Origin of the sequence: Streptomyces sp. NPDC059201, assembly GCF_042754585.1 — a bacterium.
In the GTDB taxonomy this organism is placed as follows: Bacteria; Actinomycetota; Actinomycetes; order Streptomycetales; family Streptomycetaceae; genus Streptomyces.
The window spans coordinates 98900-117664 of the sequence record NZ_JBHZBB010000005.1; the positions used below are offsets into that span (position 1 = coordinate 98900).

Consider the following 18765-nt stretch of genomic DNA (forward strand, 5'->3'; position numbering starts at 1 on the left):
GGATGCCGGACACGGAGACGAGGAAGCCCTCGCGCCCGGGTGAGGAAGTCGGGGTCGGAGCGCACGCGGGGCGTGTTTATCGTCAGGAAGACGACTATGATCGCGGCATGTCTCCCTACGACCCGTCGGCCTTCCCGCCCTTCGCCGTCACCGTCGACCTGGTCGTCCTCACCGTGCGGAGCCACGCACTGTGCACCCTGGTCGTCCGCAGGGGAGAAGCGCCCTTCCAGGGACGGTGGGCGCTGCCCGGAGGCTTCGTCCGCGACGACGAGGACCTCGGTGCCGCCGCCGCGCGGGAGCTGGCCGAGGAGACCGGACTGCGCGCCCACGACCCGTCGGCCGCGCCTCCGGTGCCGGACAACGGCGCGCACCTGGAGCAGCTCGCCACCTACGGGGCGCCCCGGCGCGACCCGCGGATGCGGGTGGTGAGCGTCGCGCACCTCGCGCTCGCCCCCGACCTGCCCGCGCCCCGGCCCGGCGGCGACGCCAACAGCGCCCGGTGGGCACCCGTGGAAGAACTGCTCGACCAGGCGCGGGCCGCCGGGGTCGACTCCCCGGACGCGCTCGCCTTCGACCACGCCCAGATCCTCTCCGACGGGGTGGAGCGGGCCCGTTCCAAGATCGAGTACTCCTCGCTCGCCACGGCCTTCTGCCCGCCGGAGTTCACCGTCGGCGAGCTGCGCCGGGTCTACGAGGCCGTCTGGGGCGTCTCGCTCGACCCGCGCAACTTCCACCGCAAGGTCACCGGCACCCCCGGCTTCCTCGTCCCGACCGGAGGGACCACCACCCGTCAGGGAGGCCGCCCCGCGCAGCTGTTCAGGGCGGGCGGCGCGACCCTGCTCAACCCGCCGATGCTGCGCCCCGAGGTCTGAGGGGCGCACGCCTCCGCCGCCCCCGGGGCGGCAACCCTGCGGCAAAAGTCCGAAATATAGCGTTATCTTGCTGCGGTAGCGCCGCCCTGCCGCGGAGCGGTGACTCCTACCGCGAGAGAAGCGATGCTCCAGGCCATCGGACTGACCAGCACCCCCCGCCGCGATCGCCCGCCCGCCGTGGACGATCTGACCTTCGAGGCCCCACCCGGGGCCGTGACGGCCCTCGTCGGCCCCCCGGGCTCCGGCAAGACGACCGCCCTGCGCCTCCTCCTCGAACTCGACCCCGGGCGCGGACTCACCTACTTCCGGGGGCGGCCGCTGCGCCGGATCGCCCAGCCGGCGCGCGAGGTCGGGGCCGTCCTCGGCGATGTGCCCGGACATCCGTCCCGTACCGTCCGAGGGCAACTGCGGATGCTCGCCGCGGGCGCGGGAGTTCCGGTCGCACGGGCCGACGAGGTGATCCGCGCTGTCGGCCTCGGAGGACTGGAAGGGCGACGGATCGGCACCCTGCCGCGCGGGGCCGAGCGCCGACTCGCCCTGGCCGCCGCCCTGTTGGGGGCTCCGCACACGCTGCTTCTGGACGATCCGGGGGCGGGGCTGTCCTCGGCGGAGCAGGCCCGACTGCACGAACTGCTGCGCGCGCACGCGCAGGCCGGCGGCACCGTCCTCTACACCACCCGGGATCCCAAGGGCGCGGCCCGGTACGCCGACCACGTCGTCACCGTCGACGCCGGACGCCTCGTCGCCGTCCAGGGCGCCGGCGACTTCGCCCGGACTCGCCTGCGGCCGAGGGTCGCCGTCCGCACTCCGCACGCCGCCCGGCTCGCCGCCGCCGTGACCCAGGAGTCCCGGGCCGCACGCCGTCCGGTCGAGGTCGTCACGGAGGACGGCAACCTCCTCCTGGTGTACGGCGGCGACTGCGCCCAGGTGGGGGACATCGCCTTCCGGCATGGCGTACCCGTCCACCGGCTCGCGGACGAGACCGGCGACAGCGGGCCCGCCGCGCCCGGGGCGGAGGGGGCGCGCGACCCCCTCCCCGCGGCGACGGTGGCGGCGGACGGCGCGGCGCGGGACCGGGCGGACGCGGTGCGCAGGCCGGTCCGCTCACCGCTGCGCCCGCTCCGGTACGAGCTGCGCCGGATCGCCGGCGTACCGTCCACGTGGCTGGTCCTGGCGGGCGTCCTGGCGGTGTCGGTCGTGCTCGCGGTGCTCCTCGGGCGGGGCGGGGGCACCCCGCTCCCGGCGGTGCTCGCCGCCTGGCCCGACCTCCTGCCGCTGCCGCCGGCGGCGCTCGGCGCCGGACTGATCGGCGCGCTCTCCTTCGGCGAGGAGTACCGCTACCCCGCGCTCGCCGCGGGCCGGGGCGCCGTACCGCGCCGGCTCGCGCTGCTCCTCGCCAAGCTCGCCGTCTCGGCGGCCGTCGCCCTGGTCCTCGGCGTCCTGGTGGCGGGCGCCGATCTGGCGGCCCTGCGCCTCTTCTACGGTTCCGACTTGATCGTCGTGCCGGACAACTGGCATTCCATGACGGTGAGTTGGCTGGGACTCTCGGTCGGCTGCGCGTGGGCGGGGGTGCTGGGGGCGGGAGTGTTCCGGGCTGCCGCCGCTGGGGTGGCCGCGGTCCTCTTCGTCCCGGTCGCCTTCGTCCCGCTGCTGGGGCAGGTGATGAGCGGTCCCGCGATCCGGTCCGTCGCCGGACTCCCCGCTCGGCTGGGCGAGTTCGCCGGACCCCGGTGGGCGCCGACGCTCGACCGGTGGCTCGCGGGGGCGCTGGAGGTGGTGGCGCAGCCCGCCGGGGTGGCCCTCATGCTCACGTTGACGGTCCTGCTCTGCGCCTATGTGTTCACCGGGCTTCGGCGGCAGGCCCGTTGGTGATCATTTCCGGATCGATACGTTCCGGTTCGGTCGCAACTCCCTTGCGTAATGCCGGTTATGTCCGAATAATCGTCAATTGTGTAGGGGGTGCCGATCACCCTTTCGTGTGCTTTTCACCAAAGACCTCAAGGGCCACGGAGGCCACGCCGACAAAGGATGCGTGAGTACCCTTGCGCACACGATGATGACCGCCGCCCGTTCCGTCGACTCCGGCCTCGGCGCCCCGGGCGATCTCAACCACTACCCCTACGCGGAGGGCCCCGTCGCCGACCGCGTGGGCCCGCCCTCCTGGGAGGGTGTGGACACGGACCTCGGCCGCGTCGGCCGCCGGACCGCCGGCAGCCGCGGCCGGGGCCTGCACGGCCAGCTCGTCCAGCAGCTCGGCCAGATGATCGTCTCCGGCGACCTCGGCGCGGACCGCCCCCTCGTCCCCGAGGAGATCGGCCAGCGCTTCGAGGTCTCGCGCACCGTCGTGCGCGAGTCCCTCCGCGTCCTGGAGGCCAAGGGCCTCGTCAGCGCCCGTCCCAACGTCGGCACCCGGGTCCGCCCGGTCAGCGACTGGAACCTGCTCGACCCCGACATCATCGAGTGGCGCGCCTTCGGCCCGCAGCGCGACGACCAGCGGCGCGAGCTCAACGAGCTGCGCTGGACCATCGAGCCGCTGGCCGCCCGCCTCGCCGCCGGTCACGGCCGCGAGGACGTGCAGCAGCGCCTCGCCGACATGGTCGAGATCATGGGGCACGCGTACGCGCAGGGTGACGGGATCACCTTCTCCCGCGCCGACACCGAGTTCCACTCCCTGCTCATCCAGCTCGCCGGCAACCGCATGCTGGAGCACCTCTCCGGCATCGTCGCCGCCGCCCTCCAGGTCTCCGGCGGCCCCGTCACCGCCTGTGACCGCCCCGGTGAGAGCTGCCTGGCGCACCACGCCCGGATCGTCGACGCCCTCGCTGCGGGGGACGCGCTCGCCGCCGAGACCGCCATGCGCCAACTGCTCACGGTCCACCCCGAGGTGGAGCCCCGGGTCGTCCCCGCCCCCCGCGAACACTGATTCGCGGGCCGTGGCCGGAAGCGCACGGGCGCGTACGCAGGGAGAGCCGCCGGATCCGAGCGCGGTCCGGGGAGCCAGGGAGGGCTCCCCGGGCCGCGCCAGGATGCCGGCGGCGCCGAATGTACGCTTGATTCCTACTTCCGCCCGGTTCGTCGCGGATGCGGTGTGACTCGGGACACGAAGATTGGGCGTAACACTCCTCCGAGCCGTGCGATGACCTAAGAGGTGACAGCCGAGGAAGGAATACAGCAGCCGGTGCAGGCGCTGTGCAGTTCCCCGGTCCAGCCCGCGCCGTCGGCACATTCCCCGTCGACGGTCGTCGGCTCCGGCCCGTTCTTCGGGCGGGGCCGGAAGCCGTTTCCATCGTTCCGAGAGGTTGTTCGTGTCGGCCAGCACATCCCGTACGCTCCCGCCGGAGATCGCCGAGTCCGAGTCTGTGATGGCGCTCATCGAGCGGGGAAAGGCTGATGGGCAGATCGCCGGCGACGACGTGCGTCGGGCCTTCGAGGCTGACCAGATTCCGCCAACCCAGTGGAAGAATGTTCTGCGCAGCCTCAATCAGATCCTCGAGGAAGAGGGTGTGACGCTGATGGTCAGTGCAGCGGAGTCGCCGAAGCGCGCCCGCAAGAGCGCAGCAGCGAAGAGCCCGGTCAAGCGCACCGCCGCCAAGACCACCGTCACCGCCAGGGCGGCGACGGTGACGAGGACCACCGTCGCGACCGGCTCGGCGGCCCCCGCGGCCGAGAGCGCCGACCCGGCCGACGAGGCCGCGTCGCCCGCGAAGAAGGCGGCCGCGAAGAAGACCGCCGTCAAGAAGACGGCGGCCAAGAAGACCGTCGCCAAGAAGACGGCGGCCAAGAAGACCGCGTCCAAGAAGTCCGACGACGAACTGATCGAGGGCGAAGAGATCCTCGAGGACGTCGCGCCGGGCAAGGACGAGGAGGAGACCGAGGGCGAGACCAAGGGCTTCGTCCTGTCCGACGAGGACGAGGACGACGCGCCCGCCCAGCAGGTCGCCGTCGCCGGTGCCACCGCGGACCCGGTCAAGGACTACCTGAAGCAGATCGGCAAGGTCCCGCTGCTCAACGCCGAGCAGGAGGTCGAGCTCGCCAAGCGCATCGAGGCCGGTCTCTTCGCCGAGGACAAGCTCGCCAACTCGGACAAGATCGCTCCCAAGCTCAAGCGCGAGCTGGAGATCATCGCCGAGGACGGCCGCCGCGCCAAGAACCACCTCCTGGAGGCCAACCTCCGTCTGGTGGTCTCGCTGGCCAAGCGCTACACCGGCCGCGGCATGCTCTTCCTGGACCTGATCCAGGAGGGCAACCTGGGTCTGATCCGCGCGGTCGAGAAGTTCGACTACACCAAGGGCTACAAGTTCTCCACGTACGCCACCTGGTGGATCCGTCAGGCGATCACCCGCGCCATGGCCGACCAGGCCCGCACCATCCGTATCCCGGTGCACATGGTCGAGGTCATCAACAAGCTCGCGCGTGTCCAGCGCCAGATGCTCCAGGACCTGGGCCGTGAGCCCACCCCGGAGGAGCTGGCCAAGGAGCTCGACATGACCCCCGAGAAGGTCATCGAGGTCCAGAAGTACGGCCGTGAGCCGATCTCCCTCCACACCCCCCTGGGTGAGGACGGCGACAGCGAGTTCGGTGACCTCATCGAGGACTCCGAGGCGGTCGTGCCGGCCGACGCGGTCAGCTTCACGCTCCTCCAGGAGCAGCTGCACTCCGTCCTCGACACGCTCTCCGAGCGTGAGGCCGGCGTGGTCTCCATGCGCTTCGGCCTCACTGACGGGCAGCCGAAGACGCTCGACGAGATCGGCAAGGTCTACGGCGTGACCCGCGAGCGGATCCGCCAGATCGAGTCGAAGACCATGTCGAAGCTGCGCCACCCGTCGCGCTCGCAGGTCCTGCGCGACTACCTCGACTGATCCGCCCGAGGTATCTGGCAGTGGACGAAGGGTCCGGTTCCCCGCTCGGGGGCCGGGCCCTTCGGTCGTTCGCGGGTGCAGGGGACTCTTCTGTGCTGGACGCTGGGTAAACGGATATCAGCGGAGAGTCAGGAGGCTCCATGCGTGGTCCCTTCGCCCGAGCGTTGACGGGCGCCCTGGGTCTGATCACGGCGGCGGCCGGACAGGTGGCCGGCGCCGCCCCGGCCGCCGCGGACAGCGTCGTGGTGGGCGGCAGCCCGGCCGCCATCGCCGACGCGCCCTGGGTCGTGGCACTGTCCAGCCGTGACCGGTTCGGAGGTACGCGGGCGGGGCAGTTCTGCGGCGGGGTCGTCGTGGCGCCGACCAAGGTGCTCACCGCGGCCCACTGCCTGGGCCGCGAGGTGCTCGGCGGCGAGCCCTGGCAGCTGCGGGACTTCTCGGTGATCGCGGGCCGGGCGGCGCTGCGCGGGCAGGGCGGGCAGGAGGTGCGGATCGCGGAGACCTGGGTGAACCCCGCCTACGACCCGACGACGAACTCGGGCGACCTCGCCGTGCTCACGCTGGCCGAGGCCCTGCCGCAGTCCTACGTCATCAAGGTGGCGGCGCCCGGGGACGTGGCGGAGAGGCCGGGGACGGCGGCCCAGGTGTACGGCTGGGGCGACACGAGCGGGAACGGGAGCTACGCCGCGTCGCTCCGCTCGGCGCACGTCCAGGTGCTTCCGGACGCGGCCTGCGAGCGGGCGTACCCGGGCGGCTTCGGTGGCGTCTCGTACCGCAAGGCGACCATGCTCTGCGCCGGCGACCCCACGGGCGGCCGGGACGCCTGCCAGGGCGACAGCGGCGGCCCGCTGGTGGCGCGGGGCCTGCTGGTGGGCCTCGTGTCGTGGGGCAGCGGCTGCGGACAGGCCGAGAACCCCGGGGTCTACACGCGGGTGTCCGCGGTGCTGCCCGAGCGCCTCTGAGGGCCGACAGGGCCCTTTCGGGCGGGGGTGGGACGGAGTTACGGGGGCTCGGCCCGGCTGCGGGCAGCTTCCGGGGGGCGGGCCCCGTCCCAAAAGGGTGGGCTCGTCCCTGGACCGCGGGACGCAGCCGGCAGGTTCCCGGCCCGTCCGCAGGCAGCTTCCCGGGGCGCGCCCCTTCCCGGGGTGGGCCGCACCTCGGACCGCGGGACGCAGCCCGCAGGTTCCCGGACCCGCCGTAGGCCCTTCTCGCGGCTCTACCCGAGGGGGCTGTGGGTACGAGGACGGGCGGTCATCCCCTGGTCTGGGGGATGACCGCCCGTCGGCCGGTCGTCAGGGACCGGTCCTTAGCTCGTCGTGGTTGCGCGGCGTCAGTGCTCGTCGCCCACCGTGCGGGCCGGCACGTCGGTCAGCCGGTCCGTCTCATCCTGTATCTCAACGGCGATCTTCTTGAGTTCCGGCTCGAACTTGCGGCCGTGATGGGCGCAGAAGAGCAAGTCACCTCCGCTGGCCAGGACGACACGCAGGTAAGCCTGGGCGCCGCAGCGGTCGCAGCGGTCAGCGGCCGTCAGGGGGCTCGCGGGGGTCAGAACAGTAGTCACGTCGCCTCTTCTCTAGCTCGACGAGCTGTCGTACCAGGGTCAACATCCAACCAGGCCGAAAACGTTCCCGCTCGTGGCTTTTCCTTGAAACTTTTTCCCAAGGTGGCTGTCTGCTGCCGGTTGGCGGCGAATGAGCCGTATTGCGTCGCTCTACGGGTTTCGCATTGCTGTGGTGTCGGTCGTCCTCCCGGCGGGGTTGCCGGTTGTTCATGAGGACGTGCCCGGAGCCTAGATGGTTCATGCCTGGAAGGGAACGTGATGTTCGCGTCACCCCATCGAGGGATCGAACATCCATGCGAGCCTGGACTAGCATGAGGAAACCGGGAGGGTGGCGTTTCAGCGGCCCTACCAGGCATCGGTACCCTCTGAGCGGTGAGCGACGCCGGTACTCACCCCATCGGGCAAGATTTCAAATTCAGCGAGGAGCGAACCGCGTGACCGCCGAAACGTCCGTGCCGTCCAGTGCGCTGCTGACCGCAGACCGTGACGGTTCCAACTACACCGCGCGGCACCTGCTCGTCCTCGAAGGGCTCGAAGCGGTCCGCAAACGCCCCGGAATGTACATCGGATCCACGGACAGCCGTGGCCTGATGCACTGCCTCTGGGAGATCATCGACAACTCGGTCGACGAGGCCCTGGGCGGCTACTGCGACCACATCGAGGTCATCCTGCACGACGACGGGTCCGTCGAGGTCCGGGACAACGGCCGGGGCATCCCGGTCGACGTCGAGCCCAAGACCGGCCTGTCCGGCGTCGAGGTCGTCATGACCAAGCTGCACGCCGGCGGAAAGTTCGGCGGCGGTTCGTACGCGGCCTCCGGCGGTCTGCACGGCGTCGGCGCCTCCGTCGTCAACGCGCTCTCGGCCCGTCTCGACGTCGAGGTCGACCGGGGCGGGGCCACGCACGCGATCAGCTTCCGGCGCGGCGTCCCCGGCATCTTCACCGAGCAGGGCCCCGACAGCCCCTTCGACCCCTCGGGCGGGCTGATCAAGGCCAAGCGGGTGCCCAAGACCCGCACCGGCACCCGCACGCGCTACTGGGCCGACCGCCAGATCTTCCTCAAGGACGCCAAGCTCGGCCTGGAGACGCTGCACCAGCGCGCCCGCCAGACGGCCTTCCTCGTGCCCGGCCTCACCATCGTCGTCCGCGACGAGCGGGACCTGGAGGGCATCGGCAAGAGCGAGGAGGTCTTCCGCTTCGACGGCGGCATCAGCGAGTTCTGCGAGTACCTCGCGCAGGACAAGGCCGTCTGCGACGTGCTGCGCCTCACCGGCACCGGCACCTTCAAGGAGACCGTCCCCGTCCTGGACGAGCGCGGCCACATGACCCCCACCGAGGTCACCCGCGAGCTCGGCGTGGACGTCGCCCTGCGCTGGGGCACGGGGTACGACACCACCCTCCGGTCCTTCGTGAACATCATCGCCACCCCCAAGGGCGGCACCCACGTCTCCGGCTTCGAGCAGGCCATCACGAAGACCGTGAACGAGGTGCTCCGCTCGGCCAAGATGCTGCGTGTCGCCGAGGACGACATCGTCAAGGACGACGCCCTGGAGGGCATGACCGCCGTCGTCACCGTCCGGCTCGCCGAGCCGCAGTTCGAGGGCCAGACCAAGGAGGTCCTCGGCACCTCGGCCGCCCGCCGCATCGTGGCCACCGTGGTCGCCCGCGAGCTCAAGGCGTTCCTGACCTCCACCAAGCGGGACGCCAAGGCCCAGGCCAGGGCCGTCCTGGACAAGGCCGTCGCCGCGGCCCGTACCCGGATCGCCGCCCGCCAGCACAAGGACGCGCAGCGCCGGAAGACCGCCCTGGAGTCCTCCTCCCTGCCGGCCAAGCTGGCCGACTGCCGCAGCGACGACGTCGAGCGCAGCGAGCTCTTCATCGTCGAGGGAGACTCCGCGCTCGGCACCGCCAAGCTCGCCCGCAACAGCGAGTTCCAGGCCCTGCTGCCGATCCGCGGCAAGATCCTCAACGTCCAGAAGTCGTCCGTCTCGGACATGCTCAAGAACGCCGAGTGCGGCGCGATCATCCAGGTCATAGGAGCGGGCTCCGGCCGCACCTTCGACATCGACGCGGCCCGCTACGGCAAGGTCATCATGATGACCGACGCCGATGTCGACGGCTCCCACATCCGGACGCTGCTGCTGACCCTCTTCCAGCGCTACATGCGCCCGATGGTCGAGGCCGGCCGGGTCTTCGCCGCCGTGCCGCCGCTGCACCGGGTCGAGCTGATCCAGCCCAAGAAGGGCCAGGACAAGTACGTGTACACGTACTCCGACACCGAGCTGCGGCAGACGCTCCTGGAGTTCCAGCGCAAGGGGGTCCGCTACAAGGACTCCATCCAGCGCTACAAGGGTCTCGGCGAGATGGACGCCGACCAGCTCGCGGAGACCACGATGGACCCGCGCCACCGCACCCTGCGCCGGATCAACATCGGCGACCTGGACGCGGCCGAGCAGGTCTTCGACCTGCTGATGGGCAACGACGTGGCGCCCCGCAAGGAGTTCATCACCAGCTCGGCGGCGACGCTCGACCGCTCGCGCATCGACGCCTGAGCCGCATCGACGCCTGAGCCGCATCGACCTCCGGGCCGCATCGGCATCTGAGCCGTACCGCCGCCTCAGGCGCGCACCGCACAGCACCGCACCGGCCCGGCCCCCGCATCACGGGGGCCGGGCCGTTCGGCATCCGTACGCATATCGGTGCGGTCCGGTCAGTCACCGGGGCGAAAGGTCACCTGATGGGGTGAAGACCGGAGGGAGAAGAGTCCGGGATCTGCCCACTCTGTCCATCCTTGGGCACGCGGCCGAAACGGTTCGCTGACAAGGAGAGTTGACCGGTGGAGCAGCAGGACGAGCAGGAGCGCGCGGGGGCGCGGGACGACGGGGCGGCGGAAGGGGTGCCCCGGCAGCGGTACGACGCCGCCGCGCACCGGGCGCCCGGCGCGGCCGAGATCTACCTGGAGGTCCAGCGCAGCCCCGCCTTCCAGGAGGTACGGCGCCGCTACCGCCGGTTCGCCTTCCCCGCGACCTGCGCCTTCCTCCTCTGGTACCTCGCCTACGTCGTCGCCGCCACCGCCGCCCCCGGCCTGATGGCCCGGCCGGTCGCCGGGGCGGTCAACGTGGCGATGATCGCCGGCCTCGGCCAGTTCCTGACCACCTTCCTCCTCACCTGGGCCTACGCGCGCCACGCGCGGCTGCGCCGGGACCGGGCCGCGCTCGAACTGCGCTGGGACACCCAGGAGATGACGAGAGGGGCCGGACAGTGGTGAACGGAGACCACCAGACACTCGCCCTGCTGCTCTTCAGCGCCTTCGTCGCCGTCACCCTCGGCATCACCACCTGGGTGAGCCGCAACCGGCACGGATCGGCCGAGGAGTTCTACGCCGGCGGCCGGCTCTTCTCGCCGATGGAGAACGGATTCGCCATCGCCGGCGACTACATGTCCGCGGCCTCCTTCCTCGGCATCTCCGGCCTCATCGCGCTCTACGGCTACGACGGCATGCTCTACTCCATCGGCTTCCTGGTCGCCTGGCTGGTCGTGCTGCTCCTCGTCGCCGAACTCGTCCGCAACTGCGGCCGGTTCACCCTCGCCGACGTCGTCGCCGCGCGGATGGCCGAGCGGCCCGTACGGATCGCGGCCGGCACCTCTTCCGTCGCCGTCTCGGTGCTCTACCTGGTGGCCCAGATGGTCGGCGCCGGCAGCCTGGTGGCCCTCCTCCTCGGCGGCACCGGCGAGGCGGCGCGCACCTGGACGGTCATCGGCGTCGGCGCGCTGATGGTGATCTACGTGTCGCTCGGCGGGATGCGCGCCACCACCTGGATCCAGATCGTCAAGGCGGTGCTGCTGATGGCGGGCACTGTCGCGCTCACCGTGCTCGTCCTGGTCCGCTTCCACGGCGACGTGAACAGCCTGCTCAGCACCGCCGCCGAACGCAGCGGCCACGGCAGCGCCTTCCTCGGCCCCGGGCTGCGCTACGGCGGTGACTGGACCGCCCGGCTCGACTTCATCAGCCTCGGCCTCGCGCTCGTCCTCGGCACGGCCGGACTGCCCCACATCCTGTCCCGCTTCTACACCGTGCCCACGGCGCGGGCCGCCCGCCGCTCCGTCGTCTGGGCCATCGGCCTCATCGGCGGCTTCTACCTGATGACGATCGTCCTCGGCTTCGGCGCCGCCGCCCTCATCGGCTCCGCGGAGGTCCGCGCCTCCAACGCCTCGGGGAACACCGCCGTCCCGCTGCTCGCGCTCGACCTCGGCGGGGGAGCGGGTTCCACCGGCGGCGCGGTGCTCTTCGCGGTCGTCGCGGCCGTCGCCTTCGCGACCATCCTCGCCGTCGTCGCCGGGATCACCCTGGCCTCCTCGGCGTCCGTCGCCCACGACCTCTACGCCTCGCTGCGCCGGCCCGGCCGGAAGCAGTACAGCGAGGTCGCGGTGGCGCGGGTGGCCGCCGCCGTCATCGGGGCTGCCGCGATCGGGCTCGGGCTGCTCGCCAGCGACCTCAACGTGGCGTTCCTCGTCGGCCTCGCCTTCGCGGTCGCCGCCTCGGCCAACCTGCCCGTGCTGCTGTACTCGCTCTTCTGGCGCCGGTTCACCACCCGGGGCGCGGTCTGGTCGGTGTACGGCGGGCTCGTCCCGGCGGTGCTCCTGGTGCTGTTCTCGCCGGTCGTCTCCGGCAGCCCGGAGGCGCTCTTCCCCGGCGTCGACTTCCAGGTCTTCCCGTTGCAGAACCCGGGCCTGGTCTCCATCCCGCTCGGCTTCCTCGCCGGCTGGCTCGGCACGGTCACCTCGCCCGAGCCGCCCGACGAGGCGCGGCACGCCGAGACCGAGGTGAGGGCGCTCACCGGTGCCGGGGCGGCCTGACCGGGGCCTTCTCGCCTCGGATACGGGGCGTCAGGGCGAGGAGACCCAGGTGTAGCGGTGCTCGGGGCGGCCGGTCTCGCCGTACCGCAGGGAGAGCCGGACCCGGCCGTTCCGTTCCAGGAGCTTGAGGTAGCGCTGGGCGGTCTGGCGGCTGACGCCGGCCCGTTCGGCCAGCTCCTGGGTGGCGAGCGGGCCGTCGGCGGCCAGCAGGACCTGGCGGACCAGCTCGGCCGTGGTCGGGGAGTGCCCCTTGGGCAGGTCGGGGGCGACGGCGCCCGCCGCGAGGGTGCCGAAGATCCGGTCGACCTCGGCCTGTTCCGCCTCGCCGCCGCCCTCCAGGGTGCGGCGGAGCGTCGCGTACGCCTCCAGCTTGGAGCGCAGCCCGGCGAAGTTGAACGGCTTCACCAGGTACTGGAGGGCGCCGTGCCGCATCGCGGCCTGGACGGTCGCCACGTCCCGGGCCGCGGTCACCATGATCACGTCGCACTCGTGGCCGCGGGCCCGCAGCTCGCGGATGGCGGCGAGGCCGTTCTCGTCGGGGAGGTAGTGGTCGAGGAGGACGAGGTCCACCGGCCGGCCGTCCAGGACGGCCAGCGCCTCCGCCGTCGAGTGGGCGGTGGCCGCGACCCGGAAGCCGGGCAGCTTGGTCACGTACGCGGCGTTCACCCGGGCCACGCGGGCGTCGTCGTCGACGACGAGCACATGGATCGCGTCGGACGCGTCTGTCGCGTTCGTCCCGCCCATCCCGTGCGTCACGTCGGTCGCGTCGGTCACGTCGCTCATCGGGATCGCTCCTCGGCCGTGGGTGTGCCCGCCGATGCGCGCGGGGTGGGTTCTGTCAGGGCGTCCGGAAGGATCACGGTGAACTCCGCGCCGCCGGTCGGGCGGGCCGCCACGCGCGCGGTGCCGCCGCGACGCTCGGCGAGGCGCCGCACCAGCGCGAGGCCGAGGCCGCGCTTGCCGTGGGCGGGCGGTTCCTTGGTCGTCCAGCCCTCGGTGAAGATCAGCTCACGGCGGTCCTCGGGGACACCGGGGCCGCTGTCGGCGACCCGCAGGACCACCGTCCGGCCGTCGGCGCGCAGGGCGACCTCGACCCGGGCGTCCGGGGTGCCGGAGGCGGCGTCCAGGGCGTTGTCGACGAGGTTGCCGACGACGGTGACCAGTTCGCGCGGGTCGACCAGCCGGTCGGGGAGCAGGGAGTCCGGGGCGATCCGGAGCGAGACGCCGCGCTCGGCGGCGACCGTCGCCTTGCCCACCAGCAGGGCCGCGAGCAGCGGGTCGTGGACCTTCTCGGTGACCTGCTCGGCGGTCGCCCGGTGCACCCCGACGACCTCGGTGACGAAGTCGGCCGCCTCGTCGTACAGCTCAAGCTCCAGCAGGCCGAGGAGGGTGTGAAGCCGGTTGGCGTGCTCGTGGTCCTGGGCGCGCAGGGCGTCGATCAGGCCGCGCGTGGAGTCCAGCTCCCGGCCCAGCCGCTCCAGCTCGGTGCGGTCGCGCAGGGTCGCCACGGCGCCGCCGTCGTCCGTCGGCATCCGGTTGGCGATCAGCACCCGGTGGCCCTGGACGGTCACCAGATCGGCGCCGGTCACCCGGCCGGTCAGCACGTCGGCGGTACGGCCGGGGCCGAGGAGCGCGTCGAGCGGCCGCCCGGCGGCCTCGGGGCCGAGGCCGAGCAGGCGCTGGGCCTCGTCGTTGAGGAGCCGGACGGAACCCTTCCGGTCCAGGGCCACCACGCCCTCGCGGATGCCGTGCAGCATCGCCTCGCGCTCGGCGAGCAGCGCCGAGATGTCGGAGAAGGCCAGGTCACGGGTCTGCCGCTGGATCCGCCGGGAGATCAGGTACGCGGCGAGCGCGCCGGCCGCGAGCGCGCCGCCCGCGTAGGCCAGGAGGCCGGGGATCGCGGAGAGGAGCCGGTCGCGGACGCTGTCGTACTCGATGCCGACGGAGACCGCGCCGACGATCCCGCCGTCCGCGTCCAGCAGCGGCGCCTTGCCGCGCGCCGAGCGGCCGAGGGTGCCGCTGTCGATCTCCATGACCTCGCGGCCGGCCAGGACCTCGCTGGGGTCGGTGGAGACGGTCCGGCCGATCTGGCCGGGGTCGGTGTGGGACCAGCGCACGCCGCGGGTGTCCATGACGACCACGTACTCGGCGCCGGTCGCCGCCCGGATCCGTTCCGCCTCGCGCTGCACCGGGCCCGTCGCCGACGGCGGCCCGCCGGCCAGGTCCCCGGCGGTACGGGTGGAGGCCATGGTCTCCGCGATGGCGAGGGCCCGCCGCATGGCCTGGTCGTCGAGCTGGGCGCTCAGCGGGGCCAGGAAGAGCCCGGTGGCCAGCACGGTGACGCCGGTGGCGACCGCCAGCTGCATCAGCAGCACCTGCGAGAACACCCGCCGCGGCCACCCCAGCCGTCGCCGCCGGCGCACGGCGGGCCGGGCGGAGGGGAGGGGGGAAGCGGCGCTGGTCATGCCGAAACGGTACGGGGGCGGCGCGCGCGACCGGAAATGTGGCTGTGGCGGGGGTGGGGCCCGGGTCGGGGGTTCGAGGCCCTGGCGGTGGGCACGCGCGCGTGCGGCACGGGTTCCGCCGCGGCGGGCTGCCTATCCTGGGCCCTGGCCGTTTCTCGTACCCGTCCAGCCCCGTCGTCCGGTCCCCTCCGTGTCCGGACTCGTCCTCGTCCAGCGAAAGGCATGCTTCTTGAGCGCGCAGCAGATCCCCGTCGTCGTCCTCGCCGGGTTTCTCGGGGCCGGGAAGACCACGCTCCTGAACCAGCTGCTGCGCGGTGCCCGGGGGACCCGGATCGGGGTCATGGTCAACGACTTCGGTGACATCGACATCGACGCGATGACCGTCGCCGGGCAGGTGGGGTCCACGGTCTCGCTCGGCAACGGGTGTCTGTGCTGCGCGGTGGACGCGAGCGAGCTGGACGAGTACCTGGAGGTGCTGACCCGGCCCGAACTGCGCCTCGACGTGATCGTGATCGAGGCCAGCGGTCTCGCCGAGCCGCAGGAGCTGGTCCGGATGGTGCTCGCCAGCGAGAACCGGCGGATCGTCTACGGCGGGCTGGTCGAGGTCGTCGACGCCGCCGAGCTCGACGCCACCCGGCAGCGGCATCCCGAGACCGACCGGCACCTCGCCCTCGCCGACCTGGTCGTCGTCAACAAGGCCGACCGGGTGCCCGAGGAGGAGCTGAGGGCCGTCCGGGAGACCGTGGCCGGGCTCGCGGAGCGGGCCGCGGTGATCGAGGCGGCGCACGGCCGGATCGATCCCGAGCTGCTCTTCGACCGGGTCGTCCCCGAGGGCGAGATCGCCGGCCAGATGTCGATCGAGGACATCCTCTACGGCGACGAGGGCGGCCACGCCCACGCGCACGCCGCCTACGACACCGTCTCCCTGGCCACGGCGGTGCCGCTGCACCCGCGGCGGCTGATGGCCTTCCTCGACTCCCGCCCCGAGGGGCTGTACCGCCTCAAGGGCTTCGTGGACTTCGGCGCCGCCGATCCCGACCACCGCTATCTGGTGCACGCGGTCGGCCGCTTCCTGCGCTTCTACCCGGAGCCCTGGCCGGCCGGCGAGGAGCGCCTCTCGCAGCTCGTCCTGATCGGCTCCGGCGTCGACGCGACCGCTCTGCGCAAGGAGCTCGCCGCCTGCGCGCTGGACGGACCCGAGGACGCCCCGGACGAGCACAGCATGTGGGGCGTCCTCCGGTACGTACCGCAGGGCGACGAGCCTCCCGAGGCGGAGTCGGGGACGGAGTCGGAGGCGTAAGGCTGTCTCTCAGGCCGTTACCACCGCCGGCGTGAGGCCGACCGCCGCCAGGTAGGCGTCGAGGCTCGCGTCGGCGTGCTCGCCGGCCCAGCCCACGTACCCGTCCGGGCGGATCAGGAAGACGCCGGTGCCGTACGGCGCGTAGGCGGCGAGCCGGGCCGTGCGCACGGACTCGGGCAGGGCCGCGGGCGGCTCGGCGGTCCCGACCGCGAGCAGGGTGAAGTGCGGGTCCCTGAAGAGGTCCGCCCTGCCCGTCCTGCCGCGTGCGGCCATGACGAAGCCCCCCGCTCCATCCGGAGCGGGGGGCTTCGACGCGTACGCGTGTGCGTGCGCGTACCGGGCCGGGAGGGGCCGGTGGCTAGCTCGTCGGGCCTGCCACCACGTCCACTGTGCCGGGGAGGGGGGTGCCGGAGCCGTCGCGGCGGGGGTCCGGGGCCGGGAGTGCGGCCGGGGTGCCGTTCTTCTGCGCGGCGCGGGCCGGCAGGGCGCCCGCCCAGGCCAGGATCAGGGTGTCCTCGCCCTTCAGGAAGCGCTGGCAGCGCACGCCGCCGGTCGCCCGGCCCTTGCGCGGGTACTGGTCGAACGGGGTCAGCTTCGCCGAGGTCGCCGCGGAGCCGTCCAGGGTGCCGGTCGAGCCCGCCACCGTGAACACGGCCGCGTCCGCCGCCGGATCCACCGCGCCGAAGGACAGCACCTCGGCGCCGGCCGTCAGCTTGATGCCCGCCATGCCGCCCGCCGGGCGGCCCTGGGGCCGCACCTGGGACGCCTGGTAGCGCAGCAGCTGCGCGTCGGAGGTGATGAAGACCAGGTCCTCGTCGCCCGTCCGCAGCTCGGTCGCGCCGACGATCCGGTCGCCGTCCTTGAGGGTGATGACCTCCAGCTCGTCCTTGTTCGCCGGATAGTCCGGCACCACCCGCTTGACCACGCCCTGGAGGGTGCCCAGCGCCAGACCGGGGGAGGACTCGTCCAGGGTGGTCAGGCAGATCACCGTCTCGTCCCCGTCGAGCGACAGGAACTCGCTCAGCGGCGCGCCGCCCGCCAGGTTCGGCGCGGCGGCCGTGTCGGGCAGCTGCGGCAGGTCGATCACGGCGACCCGCAGCAGACGGCCCGTCGAGGTCACCGCGCCCACGTCGCCGCGCTGGGTGGCCGCCACCGCCGAGACGATCACGTCGTGCTTGGTCCGCTTGGCGTCCGGATCGGCCGGCGGCAGCTCCGCCGAGACCGTGCGGGCCAGCAGGCCGGTCGAGGAGAGCAGCACCCGGCACGGGTCGTCGGCGACCTCCAGCGGGACGGCCGTGACCGGCGCGCCCGCCGACTCCAGGAGGACCGTGCGCCGGTCGGTGGCGAACTTCTTCGCGACCGCTGCCAGCTCGGCCGAGACCATCTTGCGCAGCTCGGAGTCGGACTCCAGGATGCCGGTCAGCTCGTCGATCTCGCCGGTCAGCCGGTCGCGCTCGGTCTCCAGCTCCAGGCGGTCGAACTTGGTGAGCCGGCGCAGCGGGGTGTCCAGGATGTACTGGGTCTGGATCTCGCTCAGCGAGAAGCGCTCCATCAGGCGCTCCTTCGCCTGCGCCGAGTTCTCGCTCTCCCGGATGAGCCGGATGACCTCGTCGATGTCGAGGAGGGCGACGAGCAGGCCCTCGACCAGGTGGAGCCGGTCGCGCTTCCTGCCGCGGCGGTACTCGGAGCGGCGGCGGACGACCTCGAAGCGGTGGTCGAGGTAGACCTCCAGGAGCTCCTTGAGGCCGAGGGTGAGCGGCTGGCCGTCCACCAGGGCCACGTTGTTGATGCCGAAGGACTCCTCCATCGGCGTCAGCTTGTAGAGCTGCTCCAGGACGGCCTCGGGCACGAAGCCGTTCTTGATCTCGATGACCAGGCGGAGTCCGTGGGCCCGGTCGGTGAGGTCCTTGACGTCGGCGATGCCCTGGAGCCGCTTCGAGCCGACCAGGTCCTTGATCTTGGAGATGACCTTCTCGGGGCCGACCGTGAAGGGCAGTTCGGTGACGACGATGCCCTTGCGGCGGGCCGTCACGGTCTCCACCGTCGTGGTCGCCCGGATCTTGAAGGTGCCGCGGCCCGACTCGTAGGCGTCCCGGATGCCGGAGAGGCCGACGATCCGGCCGCCGGTCGGCAGGTCGGGGCCGGGGACGAAGCGCATCAGCGCGTCCAGGTCCGCGTTCGGGTAGCGGATCAGGTGGCGCGCGGCCGCGATCACCTCGCCGAGGTTGTGCGGGGGCATGTTGGTCGCCATGCCGACCGCGATGCCCGAGGCGCCGTTCACCAGCAGGTTCGGGTACGCGGCGGGGAGCGCGACCGGCTCCCGCTCCTGCCCGTCGTAGTTGGGCGCGAAGTCGACCGTGTCCTCGTCGATGGACTCGGTCATCAGCAGGGCGGCCGGGGCCATCCGCGACTCGGTGTACCGCATGGCGGCGGGCGGGTCGTCATTGCCCAGCGAACCGAAGTTGCCGTGGCCGTCGACCAGCGGCACGCGCATGGAGAACGGCTGCGCCATGCGCACCATGGCGTCGTAGATCGAGGCGTCGCCGTGCGGGTGCAGCTTGCCCATCACCTCGCCGACCACGCGGGCGCACTTGACGAACCCGCGGTCGGGGCGCAGGCCCATCTCGTTCATCTGGTAGACGATGCGCCGCTGGACCGGCTTCATGCCGTCGCGGGCGTCGGGCAGCGCGCGCGAGTAGATGACCGAGTAGGCGTACTCGAGGAAGGAGCCCTGCATCTCGTCGACGACGTCGATGTCGAGGATCCTCTCCTCGTACGCGTCGTCCGGCGGCGGTGTCTTCGTGCTGCGGCGGGCCATCGCGGCTGCGGCTCCTTATCCGACAAAGCTTGA

At 72.4% G+C, this 18765-nt stretch carries 14 protein-coding genes; 9 read left to right on the plus strand and 5 right to left on the minus strand.

The genetic code is table 11. The annotated features are described in order from the left end of the window. Nucleotides 1-107: 107 nt before the first annotated feature. The 5 genes from ACFXMG_RS18585 (at nucleotide 108) to ACFXMG_RS18605 (ending at nucleotide 6693) form a co-directional block, all read left to right on the plus strand. Nucleotides 108-872, plus strand: coding sequence for an NUDIX domain-containing protein (locus ACFXMG_RS18585; protein ID WP_383820240.1), 765 nt, complete (start codon nucleotides 108-110; stop codon nucleotides 870-872). A gap of 123 nt (nucleotides 873-995) precedes the next feature. Beyond that, complete coding sequence (locus ACFXMG_RS18590) at nucleotides 996-2744, plus strand: ATP-binding cassette domain-containing protein (RefSeq protein WP_383820237.1); 1749 nt, start codon at nucleotides 996-998, stop codon at nucleotides 2742-2744. A gap of 160 nt (nucleotides 2745-2904) precedes the next feature. Then, nucleotides 2905-3795: a FadR/GntR family transcriptional regulator gene (locus ACFXMG_RS18595; RefSeq protein WP_383820235.1), complete on the plus strand. Its 891-nt coding sequence runs from the start codon at nucleotides 2905-2907 to the stop codon at nucleotides 3793-3795. Nucleotides 3796-4177: 382 nt separating this feature from the next. Beyond that, a complete protein-coding gene (locus ACFXMG_RS18600; protein WP_383820233.1) occupies nucleotides 4178-5731 on the plus strand; it encodes an RNA polymerase sigma factor in 1554 nt (517 codons plus the stop codon). Between the two features lie 140 nt (nucleotides 5732-5871). Further along, complete coding sequence (locus tag ACFXMG_RS18605; protein ID WP_383820231.1) at nucleotides 5872-6693, plus strand: serine protease; 822 nt, start codon at nucleotides 5872-5874, stop codon at nucleotides 6691-6693. Between the two features lie 368 nt (nucleotides 6694-7061). Here ACFXMG_RS18605 and ACFXMG_RS18610 read toward each other — a convergent pair whose 3' ends face one another. Then, complete coding sequence (locus tag ACFXMG_RS18610) at nucleotides 7062-7292, minus strand: hypothetical protein (protein WP_030495106.1); 231 nt, start codon at nucleotides 7290-7292, stop codon at nucleotides 7062-7064. A gap of 434 nt (nucleotides 7293-7726) precedes the next feature. On the opposite strand from ACFXMG_RS18610, the gene ACFXMG_RS18615 reads away from it, so the two are divergent. The 3 genes from ACFXMG_RS18615 to ACFXMG_RS18625 all read left to right on the plus strand — a co-directional run bounded on the left by ACFXMG_RS18615 (nucleotide 7727) and on the right by ACFXMG_RS18625 (nucleotide 12149). Further along, a complete protein-coding gene (locus ACFXMG_RS18615) occupies nucleotides 7727-9844 on the plus strand; it encodes a type IIA DNA topoisomerase subunit B (protein ID WP_383820229.1) in 2118 nt (705 codons plus the stop codon). Between the two features lie 284 nt (nucleotides 9845-10128). Further along, nucleotides 10129-10560 carry a DUF485 domain-containing protein gene (locus ACFXMG_RS18620; RefSeq protein ID WP_383820227.1) on the plus strand — a complete coding sequence of 144 codons (432 nt, stop codon included), beginning with the start codon at nucleotides 10129-10131 and terminating at the stop codon, nucleotides 10558-10560. Beyond that, a complete protein-coding gene (locus tag ACFXMG_RS18625; RefSeq protein ID WP_383820226.1) occupies nucleotides 10557-12149 on the plus strand; it encodes a cation acetate symporter in 1593 nt (530 codons plus the stop codon). Before ACFXMG_RS18620 ends, ACFXMG_RS18625 begins: the two co-directional genes overlap by 4 nt. A 30-nt stretch (nucleotides 12150-12179) precedes the next feature. On the opposite strand, the gene ACFXMG_RS18630 is transcribed toward ACFXMG_RS18625, so the two are convergent. Both ACFXMG_RS18630 and ACFXMG_RS18635 read right to left on the minus strand, forming a co-directional pair. Next, nucleotides 12180-12893, minus strand: a complete 714-nt coding sequence (locus ACFXMG_RS18630) for a response regulator (RefSeq protein ID WP_383820323.1) — start codon at nucleotides 12891-12893, stop codon at nucleotides 12180-12182. Between the two features lie 35 nt (nucleotides 12894-12928). Next, nucleotides 12929-14614, minus strand: a complete 1686-nt coding sequence (locus ACFXMG_RS18635) for an ATP-binding protein (protein WP_383820223.1) — start codon at nucleotides 14612-14614, stop codon at nucleotides 12929-12931. A gap of 229 nt (nucleotides 14615-14843) precedes the next feature. On the opposite strand from ACFXMG_RS18635, the gene ACFXMG_RS18640 reads away from it, so the two are divergent. Then, nucleotides 14844-15914, plus strand: coding sequence for a CobW family GTP-binding protein (locus ACFXMG_RS18640; protein WP_383820221.1), 1071 nt, complete (start codon nucleotides 14844-14846; stop codon nucleotides 15912-15914). 9 nt (nucleotides 15915-15923) lie between these two features. Here ACFXMG_RS18640 and ACFXMG_RS18645 read toward each other — a convergent pair whose 3' ends face one another. Both ACFXMG_RS18645 and ACFXMG_RS18650 read right to left on the minus strand, forming a co-directional pair. Further along, nucleotides 15924-16187 carry a hypothetical protein gene (locus tag ACFXMG_RS18645; protein WP_383820218.1) on the minus strand — a complete coding sequence of 88 codons (264 nt, stop codon included), beginning with the start codon at nucleotides 16185-16187 and terminating at the stop codon, nucleotides 15924-15926. Between the two features lie 85 nt (nucleotides 16188-16272). After that, a complete protein-coding gene (locus ACFXMG_RS18650; RefSeq protein ID WP_383820215.1) occupies nucleotides 16273-18732 on the minus strand; it encodes a DNA topoisomerase (ATP-hydrolyzing) subunit A in 2460 nt (819 codons plus the stop codon). Between the last annotated feature and the right edge of the window lie 33 nt (nucleotides 18733-18765).

Coding starts and splice junctions, on each gene's coding strand:
- ACFXMG_RS18650 (WP_383820215.1), bottom strand. CDS start 18,732: ATGGCCCGCCGCAGCACGAAGACACCGCCGCCGGACGACGCGTACGAG.
- ACFXMG_RS18590 (WP_383820237.1), top strand. CDS start 996: ATGCTCCAGGCCATCGGACTGACCAGCACCCCCCGCCGCGATCGCCCG.
- ACFXMG_RS18605 (WP_383820231.1), top strand. CDS start 5,872: ATGCGTGGTCCCTTCGCCCGAGCGTTGACGGGCGCCCTGGGTCTGATC.
- ACFXMG_RS18645 (WP_383820218.1), bottom strand. CDS start 16,187: ATGGCCGCACGCGGCAGGACGGGCAGGGCGGACCTCTTCAGGGACCCG.
- ACFXMG_RS18585 (WP_383820240.1), top strand. CDS start 108: ATGTCTCCCTACGACCCGTCGGCCTTCCCGCCCTTCGCCGTCACCGTC.
- ACFXMG_RS18635 (WP_383820223.1), bottom strand. CDS start 14,614: ATGACCAGCGCCGCTTCCCCCCTCCCCTCCGCCCGGCCCGCCGTGCGC.
- ACFXMG_RS18630 (WP_383820323.1), bottom strand. CDS start 12,893: ATGGGCGGGACGAACGCGACAGACGCGTCCGACGCGATCCATGTGCTC.